Origin of the sequence: Qipengyuania nanhaisediminis (assembly GCF_045862805.1) — a bacterium.
Classification (GTDB): domain Bacteria; phylum Pseudomonadota; class Alphaproteobacteria; order Sphingomonadales; family Sphingomonadaceae; genus Erythrobacter; species Erythrobacter nanhaisediminis_A.
The window spans coordinates 788,382-812,377 of record NZ_AP025760.1 but is presented as its reverse complement, the minus strand read 5'-3'; the positions used below and the strand labels follow the sequence as shown (position 1 = coordinate 812,377).

The 23,996-nt window shown below is 66.1% G+C and carries 19 protein-coding genes and 1 tRNA gene; 8 read left to right on the top strand and 12 right to left on the bottom strand.

All coding sequences use genetic code 11. The annotated features are described in order from the left end of the window. Positions 1 to 156: 156 nt before the first annotated feature. Both ACKTSM_RS03980 and ACKTSM_RS03975 read right to left on the bottom strand, forming a co-directional pair. Entirely contained in the window at positions 157 to 306 is a 150-nt protein-coding gene (locus tag ACKTSM_RS03980) for a hypothetical protein (protein ID WP_407875834.1), read from the bottom strand. 236 nt (positions 307 to 542) lie between these two features. Next, positions 543 to 618: transfer RNA gene (locus tag ACKTSM_RS03975), tRNA-Trp, on the bottom strand. Positions 619 to 730: 112 nt separating this feature from the next. On the opposite strand from ACKTSM_RS03975, the gene aat reads away from it, so the two are divergent. After that, entirely contained in the window at positions 731 to 1,474 is a 744-nt protein-coding gene (gene aat / locus ACKTSM_RS03970; protein ID WP_407875833.1) for a leucyl/phenylalanyl-tRNA--protein transferase, read from the top strand. On the opposite strand, the gene ACKTSM_RS03965 is transcribed toward aat, so the two are convergent. The 4 genes from ACKTSM_RS03965 to ACKTSM_RS03950 form a co-directional block, all read right to left on the bottom strand. Further along, positions 1,423 to 1,917 (bottom strand): DUF2155 domain-containing protein, encoded by a 495-nt coding sequence (locus ACKTSM_RS03965; protein ID WP_407875832.1) that lies wholly within the window; start codon positions 1,915 to 1,917, stop codon positions 1,423 to 1,425. The two genes, aat and ACKTSM_RS03965, sit on opposite strands and share 52 nt — an antisense overlap. An 8-nt stretch (positions 1,918 to 1,925) precedes the next feature. Next, complete coding sequence (locus ACKTSM_RS03960) at positions 1,926 to 2,345, bottom strand: NADH:ubiquinone oxidoreductase subunit NDUFA12 (RefSeq protein ID WP_407875831.1); 420 nt, start codon at positions 2,343 to 2,345, stop codon at positions 1,926 to 1,928. Between the two features lie 64 nt (positions 2,346 to 2,409). Next, positions 2,410 to 2,913, bottom strand: a complete 504-nt coding sequence (locus ACKTSM_RS03955; RefSeq protein WP_407875830.1) for a DUF192 domain-containing protein — start codon at positions 2,911 to 2,913, stop codon at positions 2,410 to 2,412. Continuing rightward, the gene (locus ACKTSM_RS03950) at positions 2,910 to 3,593 is read right to left on the bottom strand and encodes a regulatory protein RecX (protein WP_407875829.1); all 684 of its coding nucleotides are present in this window, start codon (positions 3,591 to 3,593) and stop codon (positions 2,910 to 2,912) included. The genes ACKTSM_RS03955 and ACKTSM_RS03950 overlap by 4 nt, the downstream gene beginning before the upstream one ends. A 136-nt stretch (positions 3,594 to 3,729) precedes the next feature. Between ACKTSM_RS03950 and ACKTSM_RS03945 the strand changes: the two genes are divergently transcribed. After that, positions 3,730 to 5,484, top strand: a complete 1,755-nt coding sequence (locus ACKTSM_RS03945) for a fatty acyl-AMP ligase (RefSeq protein WP_407875828.1) — start codon at positions 3,730 to 3,732, stop codon at positions 5,482 to 5,484. Between the two features lie 19 nt (positions 5,485 to 5,503). On the opposite strand, the gene ACKTSM_RS03940 is transcribed toward ACKTSM_RS03945, so the two are convergent. Further along, on the bottom strand, positions 5,504 to 7,069 hold the full coding sequence (locus ACKTSM_RS03940) for a TIGR00341 family protein (RefSeq protein WP_407875827.1): 1,566 nt from the start codon (positions 7,067 to 7,069) through the stop codon (positions 5,504 to 5,506). 220 nt (positions 7,070 to 7,289) lie between these two features. Between ACKTSM_RS03940 and ACKTSM_RS03935 the strand changes: the two genes are divergently transcribed. The 5 genes from ACKTSM_RS03935 to ACKTSM_RS03915 all read left to right on the top strand — a co-directional run bounded on the left by ACKTSM_RS03935 (position 7,290) and on the right by ACKTSM_RS03915 (position 13,014). Next, the gene (locus ACKTSM_RS03935; RefSeq protein WP_407875826.1) at positions 7,290 to 8,522 is read left to right on the top strand and encodes a toxic anion resistance protein; all 1,233 of its coding nucleotides are present in this window, start codon (positions 7,290 to 7,292) and stop codon (positions 8,520 to 8,522) included. Between the two features lie 17 nt (positions 8,523 to 8,539). After that, the gene (locus tag ACKTSM_RS03930) at positions 8,540 to 9,355 is read left to right on the top strand and encodes a hypothetical protein (protein WP_407875825.1); all 816 of its coding nucleotides are present in this window, start codon (positions 8,540 to 8,542) and stop codon (positions 9,353 to 9,355) included. Positions 9,356 to 9,364: 9 nt separating this feature from the next. Further along, positions 9,365 to 9,667, top strand: a complete 303-nt coding sequence (locus tag ACKTSM_RS03925; protein WP_407875824.1) for a polyhydroxyalkanoic acid system family protein — start codon at positions 9,365 to 9,367, stop codon at positions 9,665 to 9,667. A 192-nt stretch (positions 9,668 to 9,859) separates the two neighbouring features. Then, complete coding sequence (locus ACKTSM_RS03920) at positions 9,860 to 10,459, top strand: biliverdin-producing heme oxygenase (RefSeq protein ID WP_407875823.1); 600 nt, start codon at positions 9,860 to 9,862, stop codon at positions 10,457 to 10,459. Next, positions 10,456 to 13,014, top strand: coding sequence for an HWE histidine kinase domain-containing protein (locus ACKTSM_RS03915; protein ID WP_407875822.1), 2,559 nt, complete (start codon positions 10,456 to 10,458; stop codon positions 13,012 to 13,014). The genes ACKTSM_RS03920 and ACKTSM_RS03915 overlap by 4 nt, the downstream gene beginning before the upstream one ends. Before the next feature lie 37 nt (positions 13,015 to 13,051). Here ACKTSM_RS03915 and ACKTSM_RS03910 read toward each other — a convergent pair whose 3' ends face one another. The 3 genes from ACKTSM_RS03910 to ACKTSM_RS03900 form a co-directional block, all read right to left on the bottom strand. Continuing rightward, complete coding sequence (locus ACKTSM_RS03910) at positions 13,052 to 13,888, bottom strand: class I mannose-6-phosphate isomerase (protein WP_407875821.1); 837 nt, start codon at positions 13,886 to 13,888, stop codon at positions 13,052 to 13,054. Continuing rightward, positions 13,885 to 14,940 carry a mannose-1-phosphate guanylyltransferase gene (locus ACKTSM_RS03905; RefSeq protein ID WP_407875820.1) on the bottom strand — a complete coding sequence of 352 codons (1,056 nt, stop codon included), beginning with the start codon at positions 14,938 to 14,940 and terminating at the stop codon, positions 13,885 to 13,887. The genes ACKTSM_RS03910 and ACKTSM_RS03905 overlap by 4 nt, the downstream gene beginning before the upstream one ends. Positions 14,941 to 15,023: 83 nt before the next feature. Continuing rightward, a complete protein-coding gene (locus ACKTSM_RS03900) occupies positions 15,024 to 15,710 on the bottom strand; it encodes a hypothetical protein (RefSeq protein ID WP_407875819.1) in 687 nt (228 codons plus the stop codon). Between the two features lie 149 nt (positions 15,711 to 15,859). On the opposite strand from ACKTSM_RS03900, the gene ACKTSM_RS03895 reads away from it, so the two are divergent. After that, positions 15,860 to 19,018 (top strand): ATP-binding protein, encoded by a 3,159-nt coding sequence (locus ACKTSM_RS03895; RefSeq protein WP_407875818.1) that lies wholly within the window; start codon positions 15,860 to 15,862, stop codon positions 19,016 to 19,018. Between the two features lie 211 nt (positions 19,019 to 19,229). Here ACKTSM_RS03895 and ACKTSM_RS03890 read toward each other — a convergent pair whose 3' ends face one another. Next, positions 19,230 to 22,652: a carboxypeptidase regulatory-like domain-containing protein gene (locus tag ACKTSM_RS03890; RefSeq protein WP_407875817.1), complete on the bottom strand. Its 3,423-nt coding sequence runs from the start codon at positions 22,650 to 22,652 to the stop codon at positions 19,230 to 19,232. Between the two features lie 371 nt (positions 22,653 to 23,023). Continuing rightward, a complete protein-coding gene (locus ACKTSM_RS03885; RefSeq protein WP_407875816.1) occupies positions 23,024 to 23,977 on the bottom strand; it encodes an isopenicillin N synthase family dioxygenase in 954 nt (317 codons plus the stop codon). Positions 23,978 to 23,996: the final 19 nt, after the last annotated feature.

The following is a 23,996-nucleotide window of genomic DNA, read 5'->3' as shown; positions in this document are numbered from 1 at the left end:
GCAAAAAGCGCGCCCTGCCAAATGGCGGAGCGCGCTTTTCGTTTGGCCGGCCCGGGAGGAGAGGGAGGGGGACTGTCCCAGGCGAGGCCGGGCGGTTCGGGTCCGGTTCACGGGCGGGACCCGAAGCGCCTCGAGGAAATCCGACCGGGCTGGCGGTCAGCGGAAACCGAACCAGCGTTCGAACAGGCCCGGCTCTTCCATCGGGCGGATCGCGCCATACTTGATGCGGCGCAAGGTCGCGTCCGAGAACGGGCGCGGATTGCTCCAGGTGTCGTGGCCGCTCGAATGAATCGGTGCAGAGGTCATGGCACTGATCTCCTTGGTTCTCATATGACGTTGTCGCTCCTTACAATCCGCGGTGAAAGCCCCGGTTCCCGAAAATGCGTCCGCGAACCGTGCCGGACATGCGACAAGGTGCAGCCAATCGGGCGAAACAGCGCTTGCAAGCGGGTTAGGTATTGGTGCGGGGCACGCGCGACGAGCGGCACGCAACAGGCCCGCCGGGGCCTGGCGTCACGCGGATTTTCCGATTGTGCGAAAAATGGCAGGGGTGACAGGATTCGAACCCGTGGCCCTCGGTTTTGGAGACCGATGCTCTACCAACTGAGCTACACCCCTGCAGGAGCGAGCCGCCTCTATCCGAGGCGCGGGCAATAGGCAACACGTCTTTCGCGCGGCGTCGTTTCGGTCCTATTCCGCCTTATGGCGCCGGTTTAGGCTCCGTGGCCTGATGCATTCACCCAAGCGCAGCCTTGTCCCTGTCGACACCCTGCTGCTCGCCTATCGCAGCGGGATCTTCCCTATGTCCGATTCGCGTGAGGACGAGGAGGTTTTCTGGGTTGAACCGCGCGAGCGCGCGATCATCCCGCTCGATGGGCTCCACCTGTCGCAGAGCCTTCGCAAGACCCTTCGCGCCGACCGGTTCGAGGTGACGATCGACACCGCCTTCGAAACGGTGATTGCAGCCTGCGCCGCGCCGCGCCCCGGCCATCCGGAAAGCTGGATCAGCAGGCGCATCATCGACAGCTATTGCGCGCTCCACCGTGCCGGCCACGCGCATTCGGTCGAGTGCTGGGAGGGCGAAGGCGAGGCGCGCACGCTCGCAGGCGGGCTCTACGGCGTCTCGTTCGACCGGGTGTTCTGCGGCGAAAGCATGTTCACCGTGCGCGCCAATGCCAGCAAGGTCGCGCTCGCCTGGCTGGTCGCGATCCTGCGCCGCGCCGAATACCGCCTGCTCGATTGCCAGTTCATGACCGATCACCTCGCCTCGATGGGGGCGGTGGAAATGCCGCAGGCCCACTACCTCAAGCTGCTCGCAGGCGCGCGCGGTCTTCCGGCGATGGCGCTGCGCGAGGCCTGGCAGGATTTCACCCGGAGCGAGCCGACTTCACCGAGCGCCGGAAAAGCCGTTTCCTCCGCTGCCTATTCCTCGCCCGGAAAGCGCATCGCGCATTCCTTGACCCAGACATCGTAGATCGGGTGTTCGACCACGTTGAGGCTGGGGTTCTGCCTGAACAGCCAGCCTGAGAATATCCGCGTGTGATCGTCCTCGCCCCGCTCGCGCACATCGACCTGGACGAAGGCGCCGGTCTCCTGCGGAAATTCGTGCGGAGCGGTGCGTTCGCAGGCAGCGAGCGTGACGATCACCGGGCCTTCCTCGGCGCTTTCGCCGGGGCTCAGCTCGATATCGGTGGTCAGGTTGTTGCGCTTGTTGAGAAGGCCGATCGTGGCGACGCGCTCTGCCATTGGGGTCGCCCCTGCCAGTTCGGCGAGCGCCTCTGCGGAAGGCGCGGCGCTGGGCGCGGCGTCCTCGATCGGGGCGCTGGCAACGCCGTTGTCCTGTTCGGGCGACTGCTCGCAACCGGCAAGGCCGATCGCGGCGAGAGCGGCGAGGACAAGAGGCGCCTTGCGGGTCATTGCGGCTATCAACCCTCGGGCGACCAGGCCTCGTAATCGCCGTCGGCGCGCGCGCGCTTGCCGCCGCGTTCGAGCGCGCCGGCGGGGCGATAGGCCTCGGCGGTGCCGGTGGCGTTGGGGGTGTAATCGGTTTCCCAGATCTTGGGCGGGGGCAGATGGCTTTCGGGCACGTCGTCGAACGCGCCGTGGAGCCAGCCGTGCCATTCGCTCGGCACCCGGCTCGCATCATTGGGACCGTTATAGATCACCCAGCGGCGTTCCTTCTGGGTGTAGGAACCGGTGTTCGGCCCGTCGCCGCCCTTGGCGCGGTAATATTTGTTGCCCAGCGCATCGGTGCCGACATGTTCGCCGCCGACGCGCTTGGACCACCAGTGCGTGCCGATGGTGGCGCCGTCCCACCAGGTGAATATCTTTGCAAGCAGGTTCATGGCCTGCGCCGTTAGCGGATTCGCGCGGCGAGGGAAAGCGGCAAGCACAGCCTTGAGCGGGCGATCATGGCAATTCGTATGCGACCGCATCGCCGGGTGCGATCCCGAGCTCATCCGAAAGCCCGCCGCGGATCTCGAACACCGCGCTGGCCGGCCCGTCGGAGAACACGCTGTCGGTCGAATAGGGCACACCCGCCTCGATATTGGTGATCCGGCCGTCGGGGCCGATGAAGATGATGTCGAGCGGCAGCGGCGTGTTCTTCATCCAGAAACTGCGCGGCTGCGGGGTGGGAGAGGGAAACAGCATGCCCTCGTCATCGCCCATCTCGGTGCGGAACATCATCCCGCGCGCCTGCTGTTCGTCGGTCGCTGCAAGCTCGGTCACGAAATGGTGCCGCTCATCGCCGCTCACGATGGTGACGTCGATCAGTGTCAGCCCCGAATCGGGATCGACAGCGGGCATGGCGGTGGGTGCCTGGCTGCTGCTTGCCGGGGGGTCCTGGGCGACCCCGACATTCGAACACGCCGCCAGTGCCAGCCCTGCCAGAATTGCGCCCCATCTCGTCATCGGAAATCCTCTCCTGCTGCCTCGTCGTCCTCGGCCTCGATCAGCCATTCGTCGATATCGGCGGGTTCTTCTGCATCGAGAATGAACCGCACGTGCTCGTAAAGATGACCCGCGCGCAGCATCGCGGCAACCTGTTTCTCGCGGCGCTTGTGCCGTTCGTCCCTGCCCAGCTCCTCGCCGCGATCGATCGCATAGGGGCCGAAACGCCGCTTCTGCGCGAGCATGGCGGCAGCGCGCCGGCTCGCCGCCTCGCCCGGGGCGCTGTCCTGGCGGACCTCTTCCTCCACCCCCGCCGCCCACAGCGCCCGTTCGACCCGCCGCGCGCCATAGCCGCGCGCGGTCAGGTCGCGCGACCTGGACCGCGCATAGGCGGCATCGTCGATATAGCCGAGTTCGACAAAGCGGGTGACCAGCCCGGTGATGTCAGGGGTGATTGCGCGCCCGTCCGCGTCCTCGGCCACGCCGCGTTCGCGCAGCTTGCGGGCGAGATATTGTTCGAGCTTTGCCCCGGTGGTGGCAAAGCGCGCGACATAGGAAAGCGCGAGGTCGCGCAGCGCCGTCTCGTCGAGCGGGCGCTTTTTCTTCGGCGTGCGCGCAACGCTGCGAGCGGGTCGTTCGCCGCGCTCTCCGGCCCGTCCGGCGCCGCTTTCGCGCGAGGTTTTGCTTTTCCGGAAGACCATTTCGCCTTATTCGTGCCACAGTCCTTATCAAATGGGAAACCGAGGGCTGGTCCGGACGGGTCATTTTCGCCGGATCTTCGAGGGACAGGACAAAGCGCGCCCTTGCGCGCAGCAACCAACAGGTATCGCAGATAACATGACCGACGCTGCTCAGACGCTGACGCCGACCCCGAACGATTGCGACCTGCCGCGCATCAACGCCGAATTCGCGACCTTTACCGAGGCGGTCGATTATGCCGCACGAAGCGAAAAGGGCCTGAATTTCCACGACATGCGCGGCAATCTGCAGCGTCCCTATCCCTATCGCGAGATGCGCGAGGACGCGATCGCCATGGCGCACCGGCTGATCGCATCGGGGATCGGGCGCGAGGACCGGGTGGCCTTGATCGCGGAAACCTGCGCCGAATTCGCCGCCCTGTTCTGCGCCTGTGTCTATGCCGGGGCCTGGCCGGTCCCGCTGCCCCTGCCGACCACTTTCGGTGGCAAGGACAATTACATCGACCAGCTCGCGGTCCAGCTCAAGAGCTCGGACCCGATGATCCTGATCTTCCCGGAAGAAATTTCCGAAATGGCCAAGGCCGCGGCGGCGCGGCAGGGTTGCGAGGCGACCAGCTGGCAGGATTTTGCCAGGAGGCCCGCTCCCGAATGCGCCCTGCCCGAAGCCTCGCCCGAGGATATCTGCTACCTGCAATATTCCTCCGGCTCGACCCGCTTTCCCACCGGGGTGGCGGTCACGCACGAGGCGCTGCTCCACAATCTCTATGGCCATGCCGCCACCATGCACCTGGGCGAAAACGATCGCTGCGTGAGCTGGCTGCCGTGGTATCACGACATGGGGCTCGTCGGCTGTTTCCTCTCGCTGGTTGCCAACCAGGTCAGCGCCGACCTGCTCAAGCCCGATGCCTTTGCCCGCCGCCCGCTGGCATGGCTCGACATGATCAGCCGCAATCCGGGCAACACGCTCTCCTATTCGCCGACCTTCGGCTACGATATCTGCGCACGCCGCATCTCGAGCCAGAGCAATGTCGGCGAGCGGTTCGACCTCTCTCGCTGGCGGATCGCGGGCAATGGCGCGGACATGATCCGCCCCGACGTCATGCAGAGTTTCGTCAATGCCTTTGCCGAGGCTGGCTTCAAGGCCAGTGCCTTCACCCCCTCCTATGGCCTTGCCGAAGCGGTTCTGGCGGTCACGGTGATGCCACCAGGCGAAGGGATCCGGGTCGAACTGGTCGAGGAAGAGCGCTTGTCGGGCACGCCGCGCGACATCTCGCGGCCCGCGCGCTACCGCGCGATCGTCAATTGCGGCAAGCCGCTGCCCGACATGGAAGTCGCGATCCGAGGAGAGGATGGCAATGCGCGCGGCGACCACCAGATCGGCAAGGTCTGGTGCCGCGGGCCGAGCGTGATGCATTCCTATTTCCGCAACACCGAGGCGACCGACGACTGCCTCGTTGTCGATGACAGCGGCGACGCCTGGCTCGACACCGGCGACATGGGCTACACCGCCGATGGCTACCTGTTCATCGTCGGCCGCGCCAAGGACATGATCATCATCAACGGCAAGAACCACTGGCCGCAGGATATCGAGTGGGCGGTCGAGCAATTGCCCGGCTTCAACCACGGCGACATCGCGGCCTTTTCGGTCGAGACCGAGGGCGGCGAGGAAGCGCCCGCAGTGCTGGTCCATTGCCGCGTTTCCGACCCCGTCGAACGGGTCAAGCTGCGCGAACAGATCGCCGACAAGGTGCGCTCGGTCACCGGAATGAGCTGCGTGGTCGAACTGGTCCCGCCGCGCACGCTGCCGCGCACCTCGTCGGGCAAGCTCAGCCGCGCCAAGGCCAAGAAGCTCTACCTTTCGGGCGAGATCGTCCCGCTCGAACTCGCGGCATAGGCCCCGCGACCGGCGAGGTTCAGGGCTGGCTGCCCCATTCGGCGCGCAGCGCCCCCCGATCCTGGCGCACGGTCACGCTCACCCCGCGCCGGGCTAGCAATTCGGCCGCCTGGGTGGTCTCGGCCGCATTGCCCACAAGCACCACCGGCAGGTCGATCCGGCTCGCCGCCCATTCGATCACCGCCAGGGCGCGCGCGCCTTCGGGCGTCGGGCCATCTTCGCCAAAGGCGATTTCCTGCGGCAATTGCCCGATCGGCGGGAGCAGTTCGATCGTCCAGTCGGGCTCGGTCGCTGCAATCCGGCGCTCGAGCGCGCGGTAGGCGGCGAGCGTCGCCCCGTCGAGCCGTTCGGCGCGCACGGTGGCGCGGCGGCGGGTGCGATCGACGGTCACGTCGTCCTCGGTCACGCCCGCGACCAGTGCCAGCCGGTTCGCGAGGTCTTCCGCCCGCTCCAGCGCGGCCTGCTCCTCGCTCGCGCGGGCGGCTGATAGCTGTGCCTGTTCGGCCGCGCTCGCGCCCGTGGGAACCTGGTATTGCGTCAAGGTCAATTCGACCGGCTCATCCAGCCGCGCGGCCAGAGCGCGTTCGATCTCGACCTCGGCATCGAGTTGCGGGCTTGGGGTGAAGACGGTCGCTGCGACCGCGATCGGGTCGCCGCCGAACTCGATCTCGACCGCATTGATGCGCGAATCCTGGTCGAAGGTCTCGGCGATCTCGGCGCGCACGATCCGCTGGGCATTGGTCTGCCAGGCGATCTGCTGGAGCGAGAGCGCGAGCGGCACCGCCAGCGCGATGAAGACAGTGAGGATCGCGACGTTCTGGAACGCGGTGTTGCGCGCCGAAAGATTGGTCTGGAAACCATAGAGCCGCGCCATCGCCCAGGCGGTGAGGGCGATGGTTATGAGGTTGGTGACGTAAAGCAGCAGCGCGCCCGAGAAGACCGTCCAGTTCCAGGTCGCAAGGCCGAAGCCCACGGTCGCGAGCGGCGGCATCAAGGCGGTGGCGATCGCCACGCCGACAATCGTTCCCTCGCGCCCGCGGATCATCGCGTAAGCGCCCGCGAGTGCCGAAAACAGCGCCACGAACAGGTCGAACAGGTTGGGCTGGGTGCGCGCGGCGATTTCTGGCGTGATCGTCTGGATCGGCGAAAAGAACACCAGCAGGCCGGTCAGCCCGATCGCCATCATGGTGCCCCAGGCCAGGCTGCGCGCCGATTGCTTGAGCCATTGGTAATCGCCGATGGCAAGCGCGAAACCCAGTCCCATGATCGGCCCCATCAGCGGCGACAAGAGCATCGCCCCGATCACCACGGCAGGCGAGGACAGGAGCAGGCCGAGCACCGCGATGCCGGCGCTCATCGCGGTCATGAACAGATAGCGTTCGGACAACAGGCAGTCCTCGCGCCGCTTCTCGATCACCTCGGCCTGGTCGACAGTGCCGACCACGTCCTCTCGCCACCAGCGACGCACGCTGAAAAGGACCCGGCCGATCGACATCCCGTCCTTTCCGGTGACAGCCGGCTTGTCAGGGATAGGCGTGTAGCCCGAGCTCGACGGCGCGGGCGGCGGTGTCTGTTCTTCGGCCAAGTTTCTTGTTCCCCTCGGGCAGTTGACCGCCCGTTTACGGCCAAAGCGCAGGGCCGCCAAGCGCGACTTGCAGACCGAACGCCTGCCGGGATTGGCGCATGCACGGCAAAGCGGCTAGTCTGACTTGAAACGCGTGTTTTAGATCACTAATACAGTTACGAAAGCGCGGCGCGGGCGAGCAAACGCCTCGAGGCGCCGCATAAGGGAGCCGAACAGCCGCATGAGCACCGAGACGACGCCGGAGACCAAGCTTGCTCCGCAAACCAAGACCGCGACCGATTTCGAGCTGACCCCGCCCGACCCGGTCCCGCAGGTCGCGCCCGAAAAGGCCGCCGGCCTCGTTCCGGTGTCCGACGAACAGAAATCGAGGCTCGACACCAAGGTCGATGCCTTTGTCGACGACCTCGTCTCGGTGGATGCCAATTCGCCCGCATTCGGCGAGAAGGTCGACCAGATCACCCGCATGGGCCAGGAACAGATCCGCGCCGCCGCTGCCCATTCGAACCGCTTCCTCGATCGCCCGGTGCGCGCGATGGACGCCGATAGCAGCGTCGGCAGCGACCTGGCCGAATTGCGCCGCACGGTCGAGGACCTCGATCCGGGCCGCAAGAACAAGCTGCTGAGCCCGCGCAAGCTGTTCGGCATCATCCCATTCGGCAACAAGCTGAAGAACTATTTCGACAGCTACACCAGCGCGCAGGGCCACATCCAGGCGATCCTCGAAAGGCTCGAGGGCGGCAAGAAGGAATTGCACCTCGACAATGCCGCGATCGACACCGAGCGCGCCAAGCTGTGGGAAGCGATGGGCGAGCTCGAGCAGATGATCCACATCGCCAAGGCGCTCGACGAACGGCTCGAGGCCAAGGCCGCCGAACTCGACGCGAGCGATCCCGAAAAGGCCAAGGCGCTGCGCGAGAGCGCGCTGTTTTATGTCCGCCAGCGCACCCAGGACCTGCTGACCCAGATGGCGGTCAGCGTGCAGGGCTATCTCGCGCTTGACCTGGTCAAGAAGAACAATGTCGAACTGGTGAAAGGCGTCGACCGCGCCAGCACCACCACTGTCGGCGCGCTGCGCACCGCGGTGACGGTGGCGCAGGCGATGACCAACCAGAAACTGGTGCTCGCCCAGATCACCAATCTCAACCAGACCACCAGCGACATTATCGATTCGACCAGCACGCTGCTGCGCGAACAGACCGGCCAGATCCACGAACAGGCCGCCGCCTCTACGATCCCGCTCGAAACGCTCCAGCGCGCTTTCCAGAACATCTACGACACCATGGACGAGGTCGACGAATTCAAGGTGCGCGCGCTTGCCAGCATGAAGCAGACCGTCAACGTTCTGAGCGACGAGGTCGAGAAATCGAAGGGCTATATCGCGCGCGCCGAAGGGCAGGCCCAGGCGCAGGCCAAGGTCGCCTCCGAGCCCGGCCTGCTGGCGCTCGATAGCTGAACGGAAAGCGTCACAGCGTGCAGGAAACCCCCGACCAGACCCTCCAGAACGCCCGCCGATCGCTCCAGACCCAGCGCGAGGGCGGCACTCACCGCCCTGCAAGCTCAGCGAGCATCGGCAAGGGCTCGGCCAATGCCAAGCTCAAGAACCTGCTGAAACGTGCGGGCTATTTCGGCGCGGCGGTGCTGGCGATCTTCGTCGCGATCTCGGTCGCCGGAGCGATCCTCGGCGGGATCGGGTTCTGGGGCGTGGTCACCGCCTTTTTCGCGGTGCTGGGCGCAGCGATCCTGTTCTCGCAATTTCCCAAGGTGAAGGCCCCCAAGCTGGCTGACCTTGGCAAGGGCAATCCGCGCCAGATGGTCGCGCGCACCGAGCTGTGGCTCGAAGCGCAGCGCCCTGCTTTGCCCGCGCCTGCTGTCGCTATCGTCGAAAATCTCGGGGTCCAGCTCGATGCGCTGGGCGCTCAGCTCGAAACAATCGACGCCGACCATCCCGCCGCACGCGAAGTGCGCGAACTGGTGGGCGAATACATTCCCGAGACTATCCAGGATTATCTCAAGGTCCCCGCGCACATGCGCGGCGAGGAACATGCCGGCAAGACCGCCGACGAGCGGCTGACCAACAGCCTCACACGCATTTCAGCCGAGGTCGATCGTGTCACCCGCCGCCTTGCCGAAGGCGCGCTCGACGATCTCGCGATCAAGGACCGCTATCTCGACTATCGCTACGGCGGCGACGAGATGATCGCCGACATGCGCGGCGATACTGACGCGGCGCCCGATACCGGGGTCCCGCTCCCCGATCTCTCGACCACCCGGCAAAAGACACCCTAAGGCTCACCCATGCGCGTCACACTCCCCCACTCGCTCGGCAAGGACGAGGTCCGCCGCCGGATGCACGAACACGGCCACGAGATCGCCGATCACTTTCCCGCCGGGATGGCGAGCGTCGAGACCGACTGGCCGCACGAGGACCGGATGAACCTCACCGTCAACGCGATGGGCCAGCGGATTGAGGGCGGCATCGACATCGCCGAGGACAATGTCACCGTCGAAATGGACCTGCCCGCCATGCTGTCCTTCCTGCGCGGAACGCTCGAAGGCGCGGTGCGCAAGCACGGCGGCAAATTGCTCACCAAGGATTGAGAAGCGGCCCGGCCCCCCGCGCGTTTGCCAAAGCCGCCGCGCTGTGTCATTTCTTGTCCTACCGACAGGTCGATGGCGGCGTCTGGCACGCTTTGTCAGGCCCGTCGCAAGGCCCCTGCGCTCACCGCGCGGCGGGAACAGGGGCGCGTGAATACCGATGCAGGGCAAAACTGCCGCGATGAGAGCAGCGTGATGAAGGCTTCGGTGGACAATCTGCGCCTGCATCTGCGCGCAGCGACCGCAAGCGCCCATGACCGGCTCGATAGCGCGATGCGCGAAGCTGCCGACTGGCGCTCGCGCGATGGTTATGCCCGCTTCCTCGCGCTCCAGCATGCCGCGCGCCGTCCTCTGGAGGACTGGATCGCGCAAGGCTTCGATGACGATTGCGCCCCGCCGCCCCAGGCCCCGCTGATCGCCTCGGACCTCGCGGCCCTGGGCGCCGCGCCGGCGCAGGGCATCGTGCCATTCGAACATGCCTCGCGCTCGCGCGCGGCGCAGCTCGGCATCGCCTGGGCGCTGGCAGGATCGGCGCTGGGCAACCGCGCGATCGCCCGCGAAATCGGCGCGGACTGGCCCGCCGCCTTTCTCACCGACGGCGCGATGTTCGCCTTCTGGCAGACGCTGCGAGCCGCAATCGAGCAGCCTGCAAGCGCAGACGAGAGGCGCGCCAGCAGCGCCGGCGCGCTCGCGGTCTTCTCCCATTTCGCCGCACTGGCAGAACAGCCCTTCGAACGCGCCGCCCCCGCCGGCCTTGCCGCCGCCCCCGAACCTGCAAAGGAGTGCGCGCTGTGAATATCGCGCCCCAACAGCCCGCGCCCACCGATTGCGACCGCGAGCCCATCCACCTCATCCCCGCGGTCCAGTCCTTTGGCGGGCTGCTCGCGGTCAATGGCGACTGGATCGTGGCGCAGCGTTCGCTCAATTGCGCCGATATTGCCGGGCTCGGCGCGCTCCCCGAGGTCGGGGCGCAGCTCGCCGAGCTGTTCACGCCGCGCGCGATAACGATCCTGCGCGAGGCGGTCGACCGGATCGACGCGGAAAACGCGGTCGAGCGGTTGTTCGGCATCCGGCTGGTCCAGGGCGGCCCGCTGCTCGACTGCGCGATGCACCAGTCGGGCAACAAGCTGGTGATCGAGTTCGAGCCCCATGCCGAGGCCGATTTTTCCAACCACCTCTCGCTGGTCGGCCCGGTTTTGCGCCGGCTCGAACCGATCCGCGAGGAGCGCAAGCTGCTCGAAACCGCGGTCGAATTGCTGCGCGACATGCTCGGCTATGACCGGGTGATGGTCTATCGCTTCCTTCCCGATGAGAGCGGCGAAGTGGTGGCAGAGGCACGGCGCGACGATCTCGAACCCTTTCTCGGCCTGCGCTATCCGCGCGCCGACATTCCCCAGCAGGCGCGCGAACTGTTCGTGCGCAACAAGTTCCGCGTGCTTGGCGACATGAGCGAGCAGGCAGTCCCGATCGAACCGGTGCTCGGCATCGACCAGGCCCCGCTCGACATGTCGATGAGCGTGCTGCGCGCGCAATCGCAGGTGCATCTTCAATATCTGAAGAACATGGGGGTCGAGGCGTCCTTGTCGATCTCGATCGTGCGCAATGGCAAGCTGTGGGGCCTGTTCGCGCTTCACCATTATTCGCCGCGCCTCCCGGCCTATTCGCTGCGCACGGTGGCCGAGACGTTCAGCCAGATGTTCTCGCTGATGCTCGACCGGCTGCTGATCGACCGCTCGGAGAAATTGCGTGCGCGCGGCAAGGAGTTGCACGACCAGCTGATGCTCCGGCTCGCCGGGGGCACTTCGCTCGCCAACGATCTGCCGATGCTCGAGGAAGTGCTCGGCGATCTCATCGCGCATGACGGGGTCTCGGTGCTGATGGAGGGCGAATACCGTTCGCGCGGAGCAGCGCCGAGCGCGGAGCAATTCGCCGCGGTCAGCCCGCTGCTCGCTGCCGCGCCCAGTTCGTCGGTGCTCGCGGTCAGCGCGCTGGCCGACCAGATCCCCGAAGCCGCTGCCTTTGCCGACGTGGTGACCGGCGCGCTGGTGCTTCCGATCTCGCGTTCGCCGCGCGATTTTCTCGTCCTGTGGCGGCGCCCGCTCACCCAGGTGGTGCAATGGGCAGGCGATCCGAGCAAGGCGGTGGCGCGCGAAGGCGAACGGCTCGACCCGCGCGGCAGCTTTGCCGCCTGGGCCGAAACGGTCGAGGGGCGCAGCGATGACTGGTCCAGCGACGAACTGACCATCGCCGAGAACCTGCGGATCACCCTGCTCGAAGTGGTGCTGCGCATGTCGGACGAGGCCTCGCGCGAGCGCAAGCGTGCGCAGGAACACCAGGAATTGCTGATCGCCGAGCTCAACCACCGGGTCCGCAATATTCTTAATCTCATCAGCGGCCTGGTCGGGCAATCGCAGGACGAGGCGATGAGCGTGACCGATTTCGCCTCGATCATCGGCGGCCGGATCGCCGCGCTCGCCAGTGCGCACGACAACATCACCCGCGAAAGCTGGTCGCCCGCGCCGCTCTCCTCGCTGTTCGAGACCGAGCTGGCCGCCTATCTGACCGAGCGCACCGACCGCTTCCAGCTCAAGGGCGAGCAGGTACTGGTCAAGCCCGAGGCCTATACCGTCCTCGCGCTGGTGGTGCACGAACTGGTCACCAATTCAGCCAAGCATGGCGCGCTCGGCAACAAGGGCGGATCGCTGGTGGTAACGGTCGGGCGTAGCCGCAATGGCGATCTCACAATTGCCTGGCGCGAGCGTGGCGGACCGCCGGTCCAGCCTCCCAGTCGGCGCGGTTTCGGTTCGACCATCATCGAGCGTTCGATCCCCTATGAGCTCAAGGGCGAAGCCGAGCAGCGCTTCAAGCTGACCGGGCTCGAGGCCGATTTCCTCGTCCCCGCGCGGTTCGTCGACCGGGTCGAGACCGCGAAGGAAGCGACCGGAGACGGTGACGCGACCGGCAAGGCCGATGCCCCCGCAACAGGCGCTCGCGAGCGCGACATGCCCGGCCACGTGCTGGTGGTCGAGGACAGCATGATCATCGCTCTCGATACCGAGGACATGCTCAGGCACTTGGGCGTAGCCTCGGTCGCGGTCGAAAGCAGCGTCGAACAGGCATTGCGATCGATCGAGAAACGGGTGCCCGATTTCGCCCTGATCGATTTCAATCTCGGCGACGAGACATCGGTCCCTGTGGCCGAGGAACTGGAGCGACGCGGGGTCCGCTTCGTGCTCGCGACCGGCTATTCGGAAATCGGCCAGGAAGCGAGCGAGCTTGGCGCCGCGGGGCTGATCCACAAGCCCTATGGCCGAAAGGATCTCGCCGCGCTGCTGGTCGAGGACAGCTGACGGCTTTTTTCGCGCCGCAAGTGCCTAGTCAGCGTGATCAGGGGCAGGGTCGCACCAGCAAGGTCACCTGCGCTGCGCTGAAATCGAGCGTAGCGAGCCGCGGCGCCCACACGCAGCCTCCCGCGGAAAAACGCGGAGTGCCGCCCGGCCCGCTGCCTTTGCCGCCGAGCATGCCTTCGAGCGGCAGGGCGAGCAGCGCGGTGTCGTAATCTTCGAGCGTTTGCGCATCGGGCGCGCCCTCGATCCGGTCGATGCGGAAATGCGGCGTGTCGACGAGCACCTGTCCGCGGCTCGCCACCGATCCCCGGTGCGCGCTCGGATAGGGGCCGGGATCGGCCACCGCGAGCGCGCGGTCGAGATGCAGCGCCCGGTCGCGTCCGTAATCGTAGAGCCGGAAGGTGGTGTCGCTGGCCTGCTGGACCTCGACCAGCGAGAGGCCGGGGCCGATCGCGTGGACCGTCCCGGGCGGAAGGAAGAAGACATCGCCCGCGCGCGCCTGGTGCCAGGCAAGGCATTGTTCGATCGCCCCGTCGCGCGCCGCGGCGGCGATCTCCCCGGTGCTCATCGCGCGTTCGAACCCGATTGCGAGCCGCGCTTCGGGCTCGGCATCGAGGACCAGCCAGCATTCGGCCTTGCCGTCCTCTCCTTCCAGCGCCTGTTCGTCCGACGGGTGGACCTGGACCGAGAGCTTCTCGCTCGTGAACAGATATTTGACCAGCAATTGCGCGCAATCGGGATGCGGGTCGAACCAGATTTCGCCGATCCGCTTGCCTTCGGGCGCCGCGAAGGGCGCGGGCAACTGGTCGCGGCCCCAGACCTTCTCAACCATGCGGGTGGCAAGCGGTTCGGGCGCGCGGGACGGCGGGGCGTTCATTGCCCGCTTGCCCCGGGCAGCTTGCCGACCGCCTGCGCGCCATCGCGGGTGGTGACCAGCACTTCGCCGTCGCGCACGACGATGCACACCCCGTCGAGCCCGACCGCCGAGACGCGCGGGCCATCGCTCGTGACAAGGACATCGCGGCAATCGGACAGGTCGGCGCTGCCGCGCACGACATTGCCGGCGCTGTCGGCCTCGTCGGCGAGCGCATCGTGCAGCGCGGCCCAGTTGCCGATATCCGACCAGCCCATCTCGACCGGCACCATCGCGGCCGAGCGCGTGTTTTCCATCACCGCGTAATCGATCGATTCCCCGGCAATGTCGGCGAAGGACGAAGGTTCGGGATAATAGCGCGATCCCTCGCTCCGCCCGTTCGCCACCGCCTCGCGCACGGCAGCGGCCATGGCTGGCCGGTACTGGGCAAGCTCGGCGAGCAATTGGCCGGCTCGAAAGACGAATATGCCGCCATTCCAGCTGTATTCGCCGCAATCGCAATAGGCCTGGGCGCGCGCGGCATCGGGCTTTTCGACGAAGCTGTCGATGACAAAGCCGCCATCGATTGCGGCGCCGCGGCGCAGATAGCCATAGCCCGTTTCGGGCCGGTCGGGCTGGATCCCGAAGGCGACGAGGTGCCCGGCCTGCGCCAGCCGCGCAGCGGCAAGGGCGGCATCGCGAAACGCGTTCTGGTCGGCAATATGGTGGTCGCTGGGGCAGACCAGCATGATCGCGTCTTCAGGCAGGAGCGCGGCGGCGAGCGCGATCGCGGGCGCGGTGTTGCGTGCCTCGGGCTCGATCACGAGGCGATATGCGCCCTTTGCCTGCTGCGCGATCAGATCGGCATGAGCGGCGCCAGCGACCACGATCGGTTCGCCAAAGCGCGCATCACCCGCGACCCGGTCAAGCGATTGTTCGAACAGGGTGCGCGGACCGATAAGCGGGATGAAGGGCTTGGGGGCCGCCTTGCGGCTTGCCGGCCACAGCCGCGTGCCACTGCCCCCGCACAGGATGACGGGGTGGATCACGGGCAGTTCGGCTGGGTTTTGGGCCATGATATCTTCGCTTTAGCAGCGCGCCGGGTGAAAGCCAGATGCGAGCATCGCCATTTCGGCTCCATCACTTGCCCCCTAGTCGCCTATCGCGCCCTGAAATCAACACGATAGCCATAGCGCGCCTCGACCGGGTCGCCGCTGCGCGTGCGGGCGGGGTTGAAGCGGATTTTCTCGATCACCAGCGGACAGACCAGGGCGGTGGTCTCGGCATCGGCGCTGGTGCTCGCGACCGAGCAGTTGCGCGCGCGCCCGTCCGCTAGGACGGTGAAGACCACCGTTACCGACTTGCCGAAGCGCGTCTCGCGCCCGCCCGGGGGAACCGGGAAGTCGCGCCGCGGGTCGAGCCTGCCCGAGCGCACGCTGGGCCTGACAGCGACGCCATTGCCCTGTCCGCCGCCGCGATCGCCGCTGCCCGTGCCCAGCCCCTCGCCCTCGGCGCCGGTGCCATCGCCCGCCTCGCGCGCGCCCGAGCGGGTGGCGGTTCCGGTCGAGGAGGCGCGCGGGCGCGGCTCGGGATTGCTCCGGATCGGAGTGGTCGGCGCGGTAACCGGTTGCGGCACCGCTTCCTCGCCCGGCGCGCCGGCAGCGCCCTCGTCGGGTTCGGGCTCGGTCACCGGCTCGGGTTCGTCGGGCGTGGTCACGGTGACGGTGAAGGCGCTGACCACCTCCTCCTCGATCCCGGCGGTGAATTCGGGCGCCAGGGCGCGCGACAATCCATACAGCGCAGCGAGGTGGAACAGAACGATGCCCGCGACCAGCGGCCAGCGCACACCCCTCGGTTTTCCCTTATAGCCGGTTTGCACCTTTGTGACCTAACCTGTGTGACGTTGCTGCCGGGTATCGATGATAGCGGTCCACGCCGCAATCCGTACCGGTGCCTTTTTCCCTAGGGCACCATCCCGGCAAAGCGATGGAGCGAATGGTCGAAAGTGCAATCTACGCAGCAACGGCAAGAAAACCAGCCGAAGCGATAAGCCGTCCCGTCGATGGTCTTGCCTGGCGCAGCACCGGCCTGATCGCATCGGGGGTTCTAGACCTGCGCAGCCTCGCCTACGGGCTGGGCGCGGCGTCGGGTTTCTTCATCCTCGCATCCTTGTGCCTGGCGCTCTGGCGGTTCGACGCCACCCTGGCGAGCGTGTGGCTGCCCAATGCGAGTGCGGTGGCGGTGCTGCTGCTGGCGCGCCTGCGCAATGAGTGGCCTTTGCTTGCCGGGGTCGCGGTCGGCAGCGTGATGGCCAACTGGCTGGCGGGCAACCCGTTCCTGACCTCGCTGATCTTCACGCTCGCCAATCTGTGCGAGGTCATGCTGGTGCCGGCGCTGCTGCGCTTTACCTGCCGCCGGGTCCCGGACATGTCCGACCTCTCCGAACTCGGCCGGTTCCTCCAATATGGCGCGCTGATCGCGCCGCTCGTCTCGATGACGGTCGCCTCCTTTGCGCTGATCCCGGCGAGCGAGGTACCGCTCGACGAAATGCTGTCCTGGTTCATCGCCGATTGCGTGGGGATGATCGTGATCGTTCCCGGCGCTCTGGTGATCGCCGAGGCGATCCGGTCGCGAACCCTGTTCAATCCCGCGACATTCGGGCGGCACGCCATCTCGATGCTGGCGGGCCTCGCGGTCTGCGCCGGGCTGTTCCGGCAGGACACCTACCCGATCCTGTTCATCGTTCCGCTGGTGACCCTGGTCATCGCCTTTCGCGTGGGCAGCGTGGGCACGGCGGTGTTCGTCCCCTGCGTGGCGGCACTCTCGGCGGTGATGACCTTTGCCGATTACGGCCCGATCGCCAATGACTCGACCACCGCGATCAGCGAATTGTTCGTGTTGCAAAGCTTCCTTGCCGCCAATTTCCTCACCGGCCTCCCGATCGTCGCCATCCTCGCCGGGCGCGACCGGCTGACAGGCGAATTGTTAAAGGGGCGCGAGGAATTGCGCCTCGTGACCGCGAATGTCTCTGACGCGGTGCTCAAGCTCGACCGCGATTTCGTGGTGACCTACGCCTCGCCCTCGACGCGCGAAGTGCTCCAGCGCGATCCTTCCGAACTTCTCGGCGGCCCCGTCCACAGGCGAATGCATGTCGATTCGCACGCGCGGATGGATGAATGCGTGCGGCGGCTTGCCACCGGCGAGAGCGAGAAAGAGCGTATCACCTATCGCCGGCTCCACGATTGCGAGGACGGCACGCCCGCTTTCATCGAGGCCGATTGCGCGGTCGCGCGCAGCCCGCAGACCGGCGAGAGGGTCGGCTATGTCGTCTCGCTGCGCGACGTGACCGAGCGGGTCGAGCTCGAACTGCTGCTCACCCGCGCCCGCCGCACCGCCGAGAACGCGGCGCGCGCCAAGTCCGAATTCCTCGCCAATATGAGCCACGAGATCCGCACCCCGATGAACGGGGTGCTGGGTTTTGCCGAACTGATCCTGCAGGGCGAGCTCGACGAGGAGCATCGCCGCCATACCGAGATGATCGTCCAGTCGGGCCGCTCGATGATGCTGCTGCTCAATGACATTCTCGACCTGTCCAAGATCGAGGCGGGCCAGATCGCGGTCGATGAAGGCCCGGTCGACCTGTTCCGCACTCTCAACGATTGCGTCATGCTCCACGGGGCCTCGGCCCAGAACAAGGGCATCGCGCTCGATCTCGTATGCGAAGGCCCCGATCCGCGGGCCGAGCCCTGGCACGGGGGAACTGGCGGCATCCCCGAGGACCGTCCCTGGATCCTGACCGATGCGCTGCGGCTGCGGCAGATCGTGCTCAACCTGGTCGGGAACGCGGTCAAGTTCACCGAACAGGGGTCGGTGACATTGCATTGCAAGGCCGATGCCGACGCGATCAGGATCGCGGTCAGCGATACCGGGATCGGCATCAGCCCGTCGCGTATCAAGTCGATTTTCGCCCCCTTCACCCAGGGAGAGGGCGACATCGCGCGCCGGTTCGGCGGGACCGGGCTGGGCCTGACGATCAGCCGCCAGCTGGCCGAATTGCTCGGCGGCACGATCGAGGTCGAAAGCTTTCCGGGCGAGGGATCGACCTTCACCCTCACGCTTCCCGCAGAGCATATCGAGGCCGACGAACGCGACGAGATCGAACCGCCCGCGATCGAACCGGCCGACCTGCCGCAACATGCGCGCGTGCTTCTGGTCGAGGACCACGACGTCAATCGCATGCTCGGCACCGAGATGCTCGAACGCTGCGGACAGTCGGTCGCGATCGCGCATGACGGCAACGAGGCGATCGCGATGGTCATCGACAGCGTGATGCGCGACAAGCCCTTTGACCTGGTGCTGATGGATATCCAGATGCCGGGCTGCGATGGCTATGCCGCGACCCGCGCGATCCGGGCCGAGGGGATCGGTCCCGACACGCTGCCGATCATCGCGCTCACAGCCAATGCCTTTCCCGAGGACGTGTCTGCCGCGCTCAATGCCGGGATGCAGGCGCACCTCGCCAAGCCGCTGGTCTTTGCAGACCTGGCGCGCGCGCTCCAGCGCTGGCTGCCAACGCGGATCGTCGACATTCCGTGCGATGAGGGCGAACAGCCGGTCCTTGCTGACGCTTACGCAGGCAATGGTCTCCGTGATGATGAAAGCGATGGCGCCGACGCAGAGCCCTTTGCCGGCGCACTCCCGCCGCCCGTTTGCGAATCCGCCACGGCGCGGATCGATGACCGCCGCCATCGCCGCGAGGAAGACACTCGCGAGCAATCTTTCCACTCGCCGCGCCCCGAACTGCCCGGCCCTGCCGCTGCGCGCACCGCGCCAGGCCCGGGCCATTCGCCCGCGCTGGTCGCGCGCTGGACCGAGCGCCGCGGCGAAGCGGTCGAAGCGGTGCGCGGCGCGCTAGAGAGCGGCGAACTCGCCAAAGGCGTGACCGATGAGCGCAGCGAGACGCTGATGCGGCTCGTCCACAAGCTCGCAGGGACCGCGGCGATCTTTGGAGAGGCCGAGCTGGGCGACCAGGCCGCCGCGTTCGAACGCGCACTGCGCTCGGGCGTGCCGGGCTCGGTGCAGGAAACGCTGGCCTTCGAATTGCTGAGCGTTGCCGACGATCCCGAGGACACGATCGCCGACCACCCGATCTAGCCGCCTGCGCGGCGTCGGCCTGCCCGGCCCGCGAACCATGCGCGCCTTGCCCTGCCGAGGCCGTTCGGGCGCTCATTCGCGTGGATCGGTCCCTCGACACCGCCACCTGCTGTCCGGGAGCGCCCGGGGCCGCGCGCGCCCTGCCCCCAAACGCAAACGGCGGGACCCGAAGGCCCCGCCGCTGCTGTTTCTCAATCGTGTATGCGACGAATTAGAATTCGTAGCGCGCACCGATCTGGATCCGCCATGCCGACGGGCCGATCGCGATGTTGTTCTGATCGTCGGGGTTGAAGCCGGTGATGATGTAGCGACCCTGGTCGTCCACACCGCCGTCAGCAACGTCGACGAGGCCGTTGAACCCGCCGCGCGAACGCAGGATGTTCCATTCATCGTCGATGAAGTTAAGGAAGTTGGCGAAGTCGGCGAACAACTCGATCCGGTCATCGGCGATGCCGGTCAGGCTGCCCAGGAACGGAATTTCCTGGCTGACGCGCATGTCGAGATCGAAGTGCCAGTCATTGCGGCAGGTGTTGCGCTTGATCGTTTCGCCGGCGGTGAAGCCGCAACCCGAATTGGCAACGTAATCGACCACGGCCTGGACCGCTGCATCGTCCGACTGCGGCGAGACATTGGGATCGCCAACACCGGTCGGGACGTAGAGCAGGGCGTTGTCGCTGCCCGACGAGCTGTCGGCGAAGACGCCGCCGCCGTCGAAGGTCAGCGAATACGGACGGCCTTCACGCGCCCGGAAGAAGAAACCGAGGCTCGTGTCGTAGCCTTCGATGAATTCCTCGCGGAAGTTGATCGCCGCCGTGATGTTGTGGCGGGTTTCGGTGGTCGCGGTCGACACGGCCGGGTTCTGGCGATCGAAGGCCGCGGTAACGTCGAACGACGAGGTGGCCGTCGAGGACTGGTTGTTACGCGCATTGTTCGAATCGGTGAACGCATAGCCGATGCGGAAGTAGGTCGAGCCGCCTTCGGTGAGCACGCCGCCGTCGAACACCTTGGACAGGATGATCGAGGCCGAGTGCGCGTTCGATGCGCCGGCATTGGTCAGCTGGATGTTGTCGTCCCGGCGCGTCCGGCCGAAGCATTCCGGCGTCAGGCCGGTATAGACCGGCGGGGTGCCGCCAGTGCCGACCAGCTCGCCGTTACAACCGGCCTGGGTCGTGTCGAGCGCGCGGTAGATCGGGCGACCGTCTACGGTGAAACCGCCATTGGTCTCGATGTCCGGAGCCTGCGACAGGTCAACGAAGTTCAGCGGATCGTTGTAGCGCGAATAGATGTAGTCGAGCTGCAGCGACCAGTCGCTGAAGAAGCCGCTTTCCGCGCCGATATCGGTCTGGAAGGCGAAGCTGGCACGGGTCACGGTCGGGACCTTGAAGTCCGGATCGGTCGACTGGACGTCGGCAAGTCCGGCCTCGGCATCAGCCGCGCCGCCATCGATGGCGCACTGCGGGAAGCCGGTGAACTGGCCGTTGGTGACCACGTCGAACTGGCCGGTGGCCGGATCGACCGCGATGTCGCCCGGGCCGCAATCGAAGCGGGTGGTGCCCAGAGCGCTCGAGAAGCCGTTGTTCGAGAACGCGTTGGAGTAATACACCACCGGGTCGCCGCCCGAGAACACGCCGACGCCCGCGGTGATGCGGCTGTCGGAGAGGAAGCCCTCGTTGAAGAATTCGTAGGTGGCCGAGAGACGCGGCAGGAAGACCGGGTCGAGGCGGCCGAACGAATTGGCGTTCGAGAAGCCGTAACGATCGACGAAGTTCGGGTTGTAGGTCGGCGCATCGCCGTCATAGATCTGCGTGCGGATACCGGCATTGATCGAAAGCTGGTCGCTCGCACGGTATTCGTCCTGGATGTAGAACGAATAGATCTGGCGGCTGAAACGGGCCGCGGCGTTGTTGATGTCGCCGCCCGACGCTGCGTTGATGTCACCGCCATAGGCCTGGCCCGTGGCAATTTCATCGGCGTTCGGGAAGAACTCGGTGCCCGGCGACAGCAGGCCGTTGCGGAAATCGTCGAAGTTCTGGAAGTAGAGCGAACCGGTCGCGTTGATGGCGAACAGGTTGAACACTTCGAGATCGTTCATCTCGGCGCCGATCTTGACGAAGTGGCCGTTATCCGGATCGATGTTGATCTGGAAACGCGCCTGGTCGATCTTCGTGTCGAGCTGGTTGGCCGAACGGAAGATGCCCGGGCCGGTCGACAGGATGCCGTTCTGGGAGGTCTGGCCGGCAACCGGCTGGACACCGACGACGAGACGCGGGGTCGGGTTGTCCGACTGCGCTTCACCGAATCCGACCGGGCCCTGGACGTCGCCGACTTCGGCGCGGCTCACGCGCAGTTCGGTCGAGATCGTGTCGCTCCAGTCCGAATAGAGGCGGACCGCGTAGTAATCCGAGATCGTGCCTTCGTCTTCGAACGAGTTGAAGCCGGTGATGTTCTGGCCACCGAAATCGCTCTCGATATTGGTTTCCTCGAGGCGCTGATAGGTCGCCTCGAGACGGTGATCGTCGCTGATGATCGCGTCGAGACGGCCGAAATAGCGGACATTGCCTTCGGCCAGAGTGGTCGGATAGCCGCCGATGTCCTGGCCGTAGACGGTGCGCGCGATCTCGGCGAACTCGTCGAACTGGGCCTGGGTGACGAAGTTGGCTTCGTTGGTGAAGCCGGCGCCGGCGGGACCGAAATTGTTGCCCTGGCCGAGATCGGCTTCTTCATAGCCGAACGAGAAGAACAGGCGATCGGGAACGATCGGGCCCGACAGGCTCACGCCCCAGCGCTTTTCGCTCGATGCGTTGAGCGGGCGACCGTCGATCGAGTTGGCGTAGAGGCCATCGTCGAAATAGGTGATGAAGGCCGAGCCCGAGAAGTTGTTCTGGCCGGCCTTGGTGACGACGTTGACGAGACAGCCGGTGAACTCCGAATACTCGACATCGAACGGAGCGAACTCGACCGAGGTCTGTTCGATCACGTCGAAGGGAAGCGGGAGCGAGTTGCGCGCCGCGAAGGGGGTGCCGTTGAGGCCGAACACGTCCGACTGGACGATGCCGTCGACCGTGAAGGTGTTGGTGCGGTCATTGCCGCCCAGGCACGAGATGCGGTCGACGTCGTTCGAGCTTTCAAGGCTGACGCGCGGGTCGATGCGGATGATGTCGCGCACGTCGCGGGTGATCGAGGGGAAGGCCTCGAGCGTTTCGGTGCCGAACGAGGTGCCCGGGCCGACAGCGACCTGGGTGACCTGGGCGCGGGCGCCGGTGACGACGATGACGTTGCCGGCTGCGCTCTCGGTCAGCGAGAAGGTGAAGTTGGTGTTGCCCGAAATATTGGTGAACACGTCTTCGACCGACTGGCCTTCGAAGCCGTCAGCGGTGACGGTGACGGTGTAGGGGCCGCCCGGCGGAAGCGACTGGACGCGGAAATTGCCGTTCGGGCCGGTCGAGGTGGTGCGGACCTGCGCGGTACGCGTGTCGGTGATGGTGACCGTGGCGCCGGCGAGCGGTGCGCCCGCGGCATCGGTGACCTGGCCTTCGACGCCCGAGGTGATCTGCTGGGCGGCGGCGGGCGCGGCGATGGTCGCTGCGGCGGAAAGGCTGACGACGCTTGCCGCCAGGAGATATTTGATTTTCATGAGAAGGAGACCCCTGGTCATGGATTGGGTGAGGTGATGCGCGCGGCGCTAGGTGCGATGCGCGACAGCAAAGCGACGGTTTTGTGACAGTTTTGTGACAGCGCTTTGCGCCCCCCGCGACCGGCGGCTATTCCACAGTTTTATCCACCCTCTAACCCGCGGAAATCCTCGGCTATCGCCCCTGCTGTTGCACGCTTGCAACGAGGCCGGTTTCTTTTGCGAAGCCCGGCGTTTGACGCGCGAATTACGGCTCCGCCCCGCACGAGGCGTCGCGCGAGCGATATTGCCGCGAGATTGCATAATGATGCGCGGTGCCGATTCGTTCCCGGCGTGATGCGAAAAGGCCGCATTTCGCGACCCCTCCTGCCCGGTCAGGCGAGATTGATCTCGCGCAGCCGCTGCATCAGGAAATCGTGGCTCGAGATCGCCGGTTCCGCCTCACCGCCTTCGGCAAGGCAGCTTTCGAGCGGCTCGATCACATAGTCGGGCCGGAAATGCAGGAAGAAGGGCATCGAATAGCGCGAGCGCTTGGCCCCCTCGCCGCGCGGATTGACCACGCGGTGCGTGGTCGAGCGCAGCTTTCCGGCGGTGAGGCGTTCGAGCATGTCGCCGACATTGATCACCAGCGAACCTTCCTCGGCCTCGACTGCGTGCCATTCGCCCGACTTGGTGAGCAATTGCAGCCCGGCTTCCTCGGCGCCCAGCAGCAGGGTGATGGTGTTGATGTCGCCATGCGCAGCCGCGCGGATCGCGCCTTCGGGCGCATCGGGGCCGAGCGGCGGGTAATGCAGGAGGCGCATCACCGAATTGCCGTCCTCGACCGTGGGAGCGAAGAATCCGCGCTCCAGCCCCAGGCTCAGGGCGATGGCTTCGAGCACGCGCGCGCCGGCATCTTCGAAGGCGGAATAGAGCGCGCTGAAAGTCTCGCGAAATCCGTCGATCTCGTCGGGCCAGACATTGGGCGCCATGTATTCGGACAATTCGTGGCCTTCGGGCAGCTCGCGCCCGACATGCCAGAATTCCTTGAGATCGAAGATTTCCGCGTCCTTGGCCTTCTCGGTCCCGAACGGGGTGTAGCCGCGCGCACCGCCGCCGCCGTCGATCTTGTAGGACCGCTTGACCGCATCGGGCAGCGCGAAGAATTCCTTCGACTTGGCCTCGGCCCGGTCGATCAGGTCCTGGTCGATGCCGTGGTCGCGCACCACCGCGAAACCGAATTCGGCAAAGCTGCGGCCGAGCTCGTCGGCAATGCTTTCGAGCGGCTGGGCAAGCGAGACGGAGGCGATATCGGCGGTCGCGCCGGGCTGGGTCTTGGTGTCGGTCATGGGTTTCTATCTAATAGGC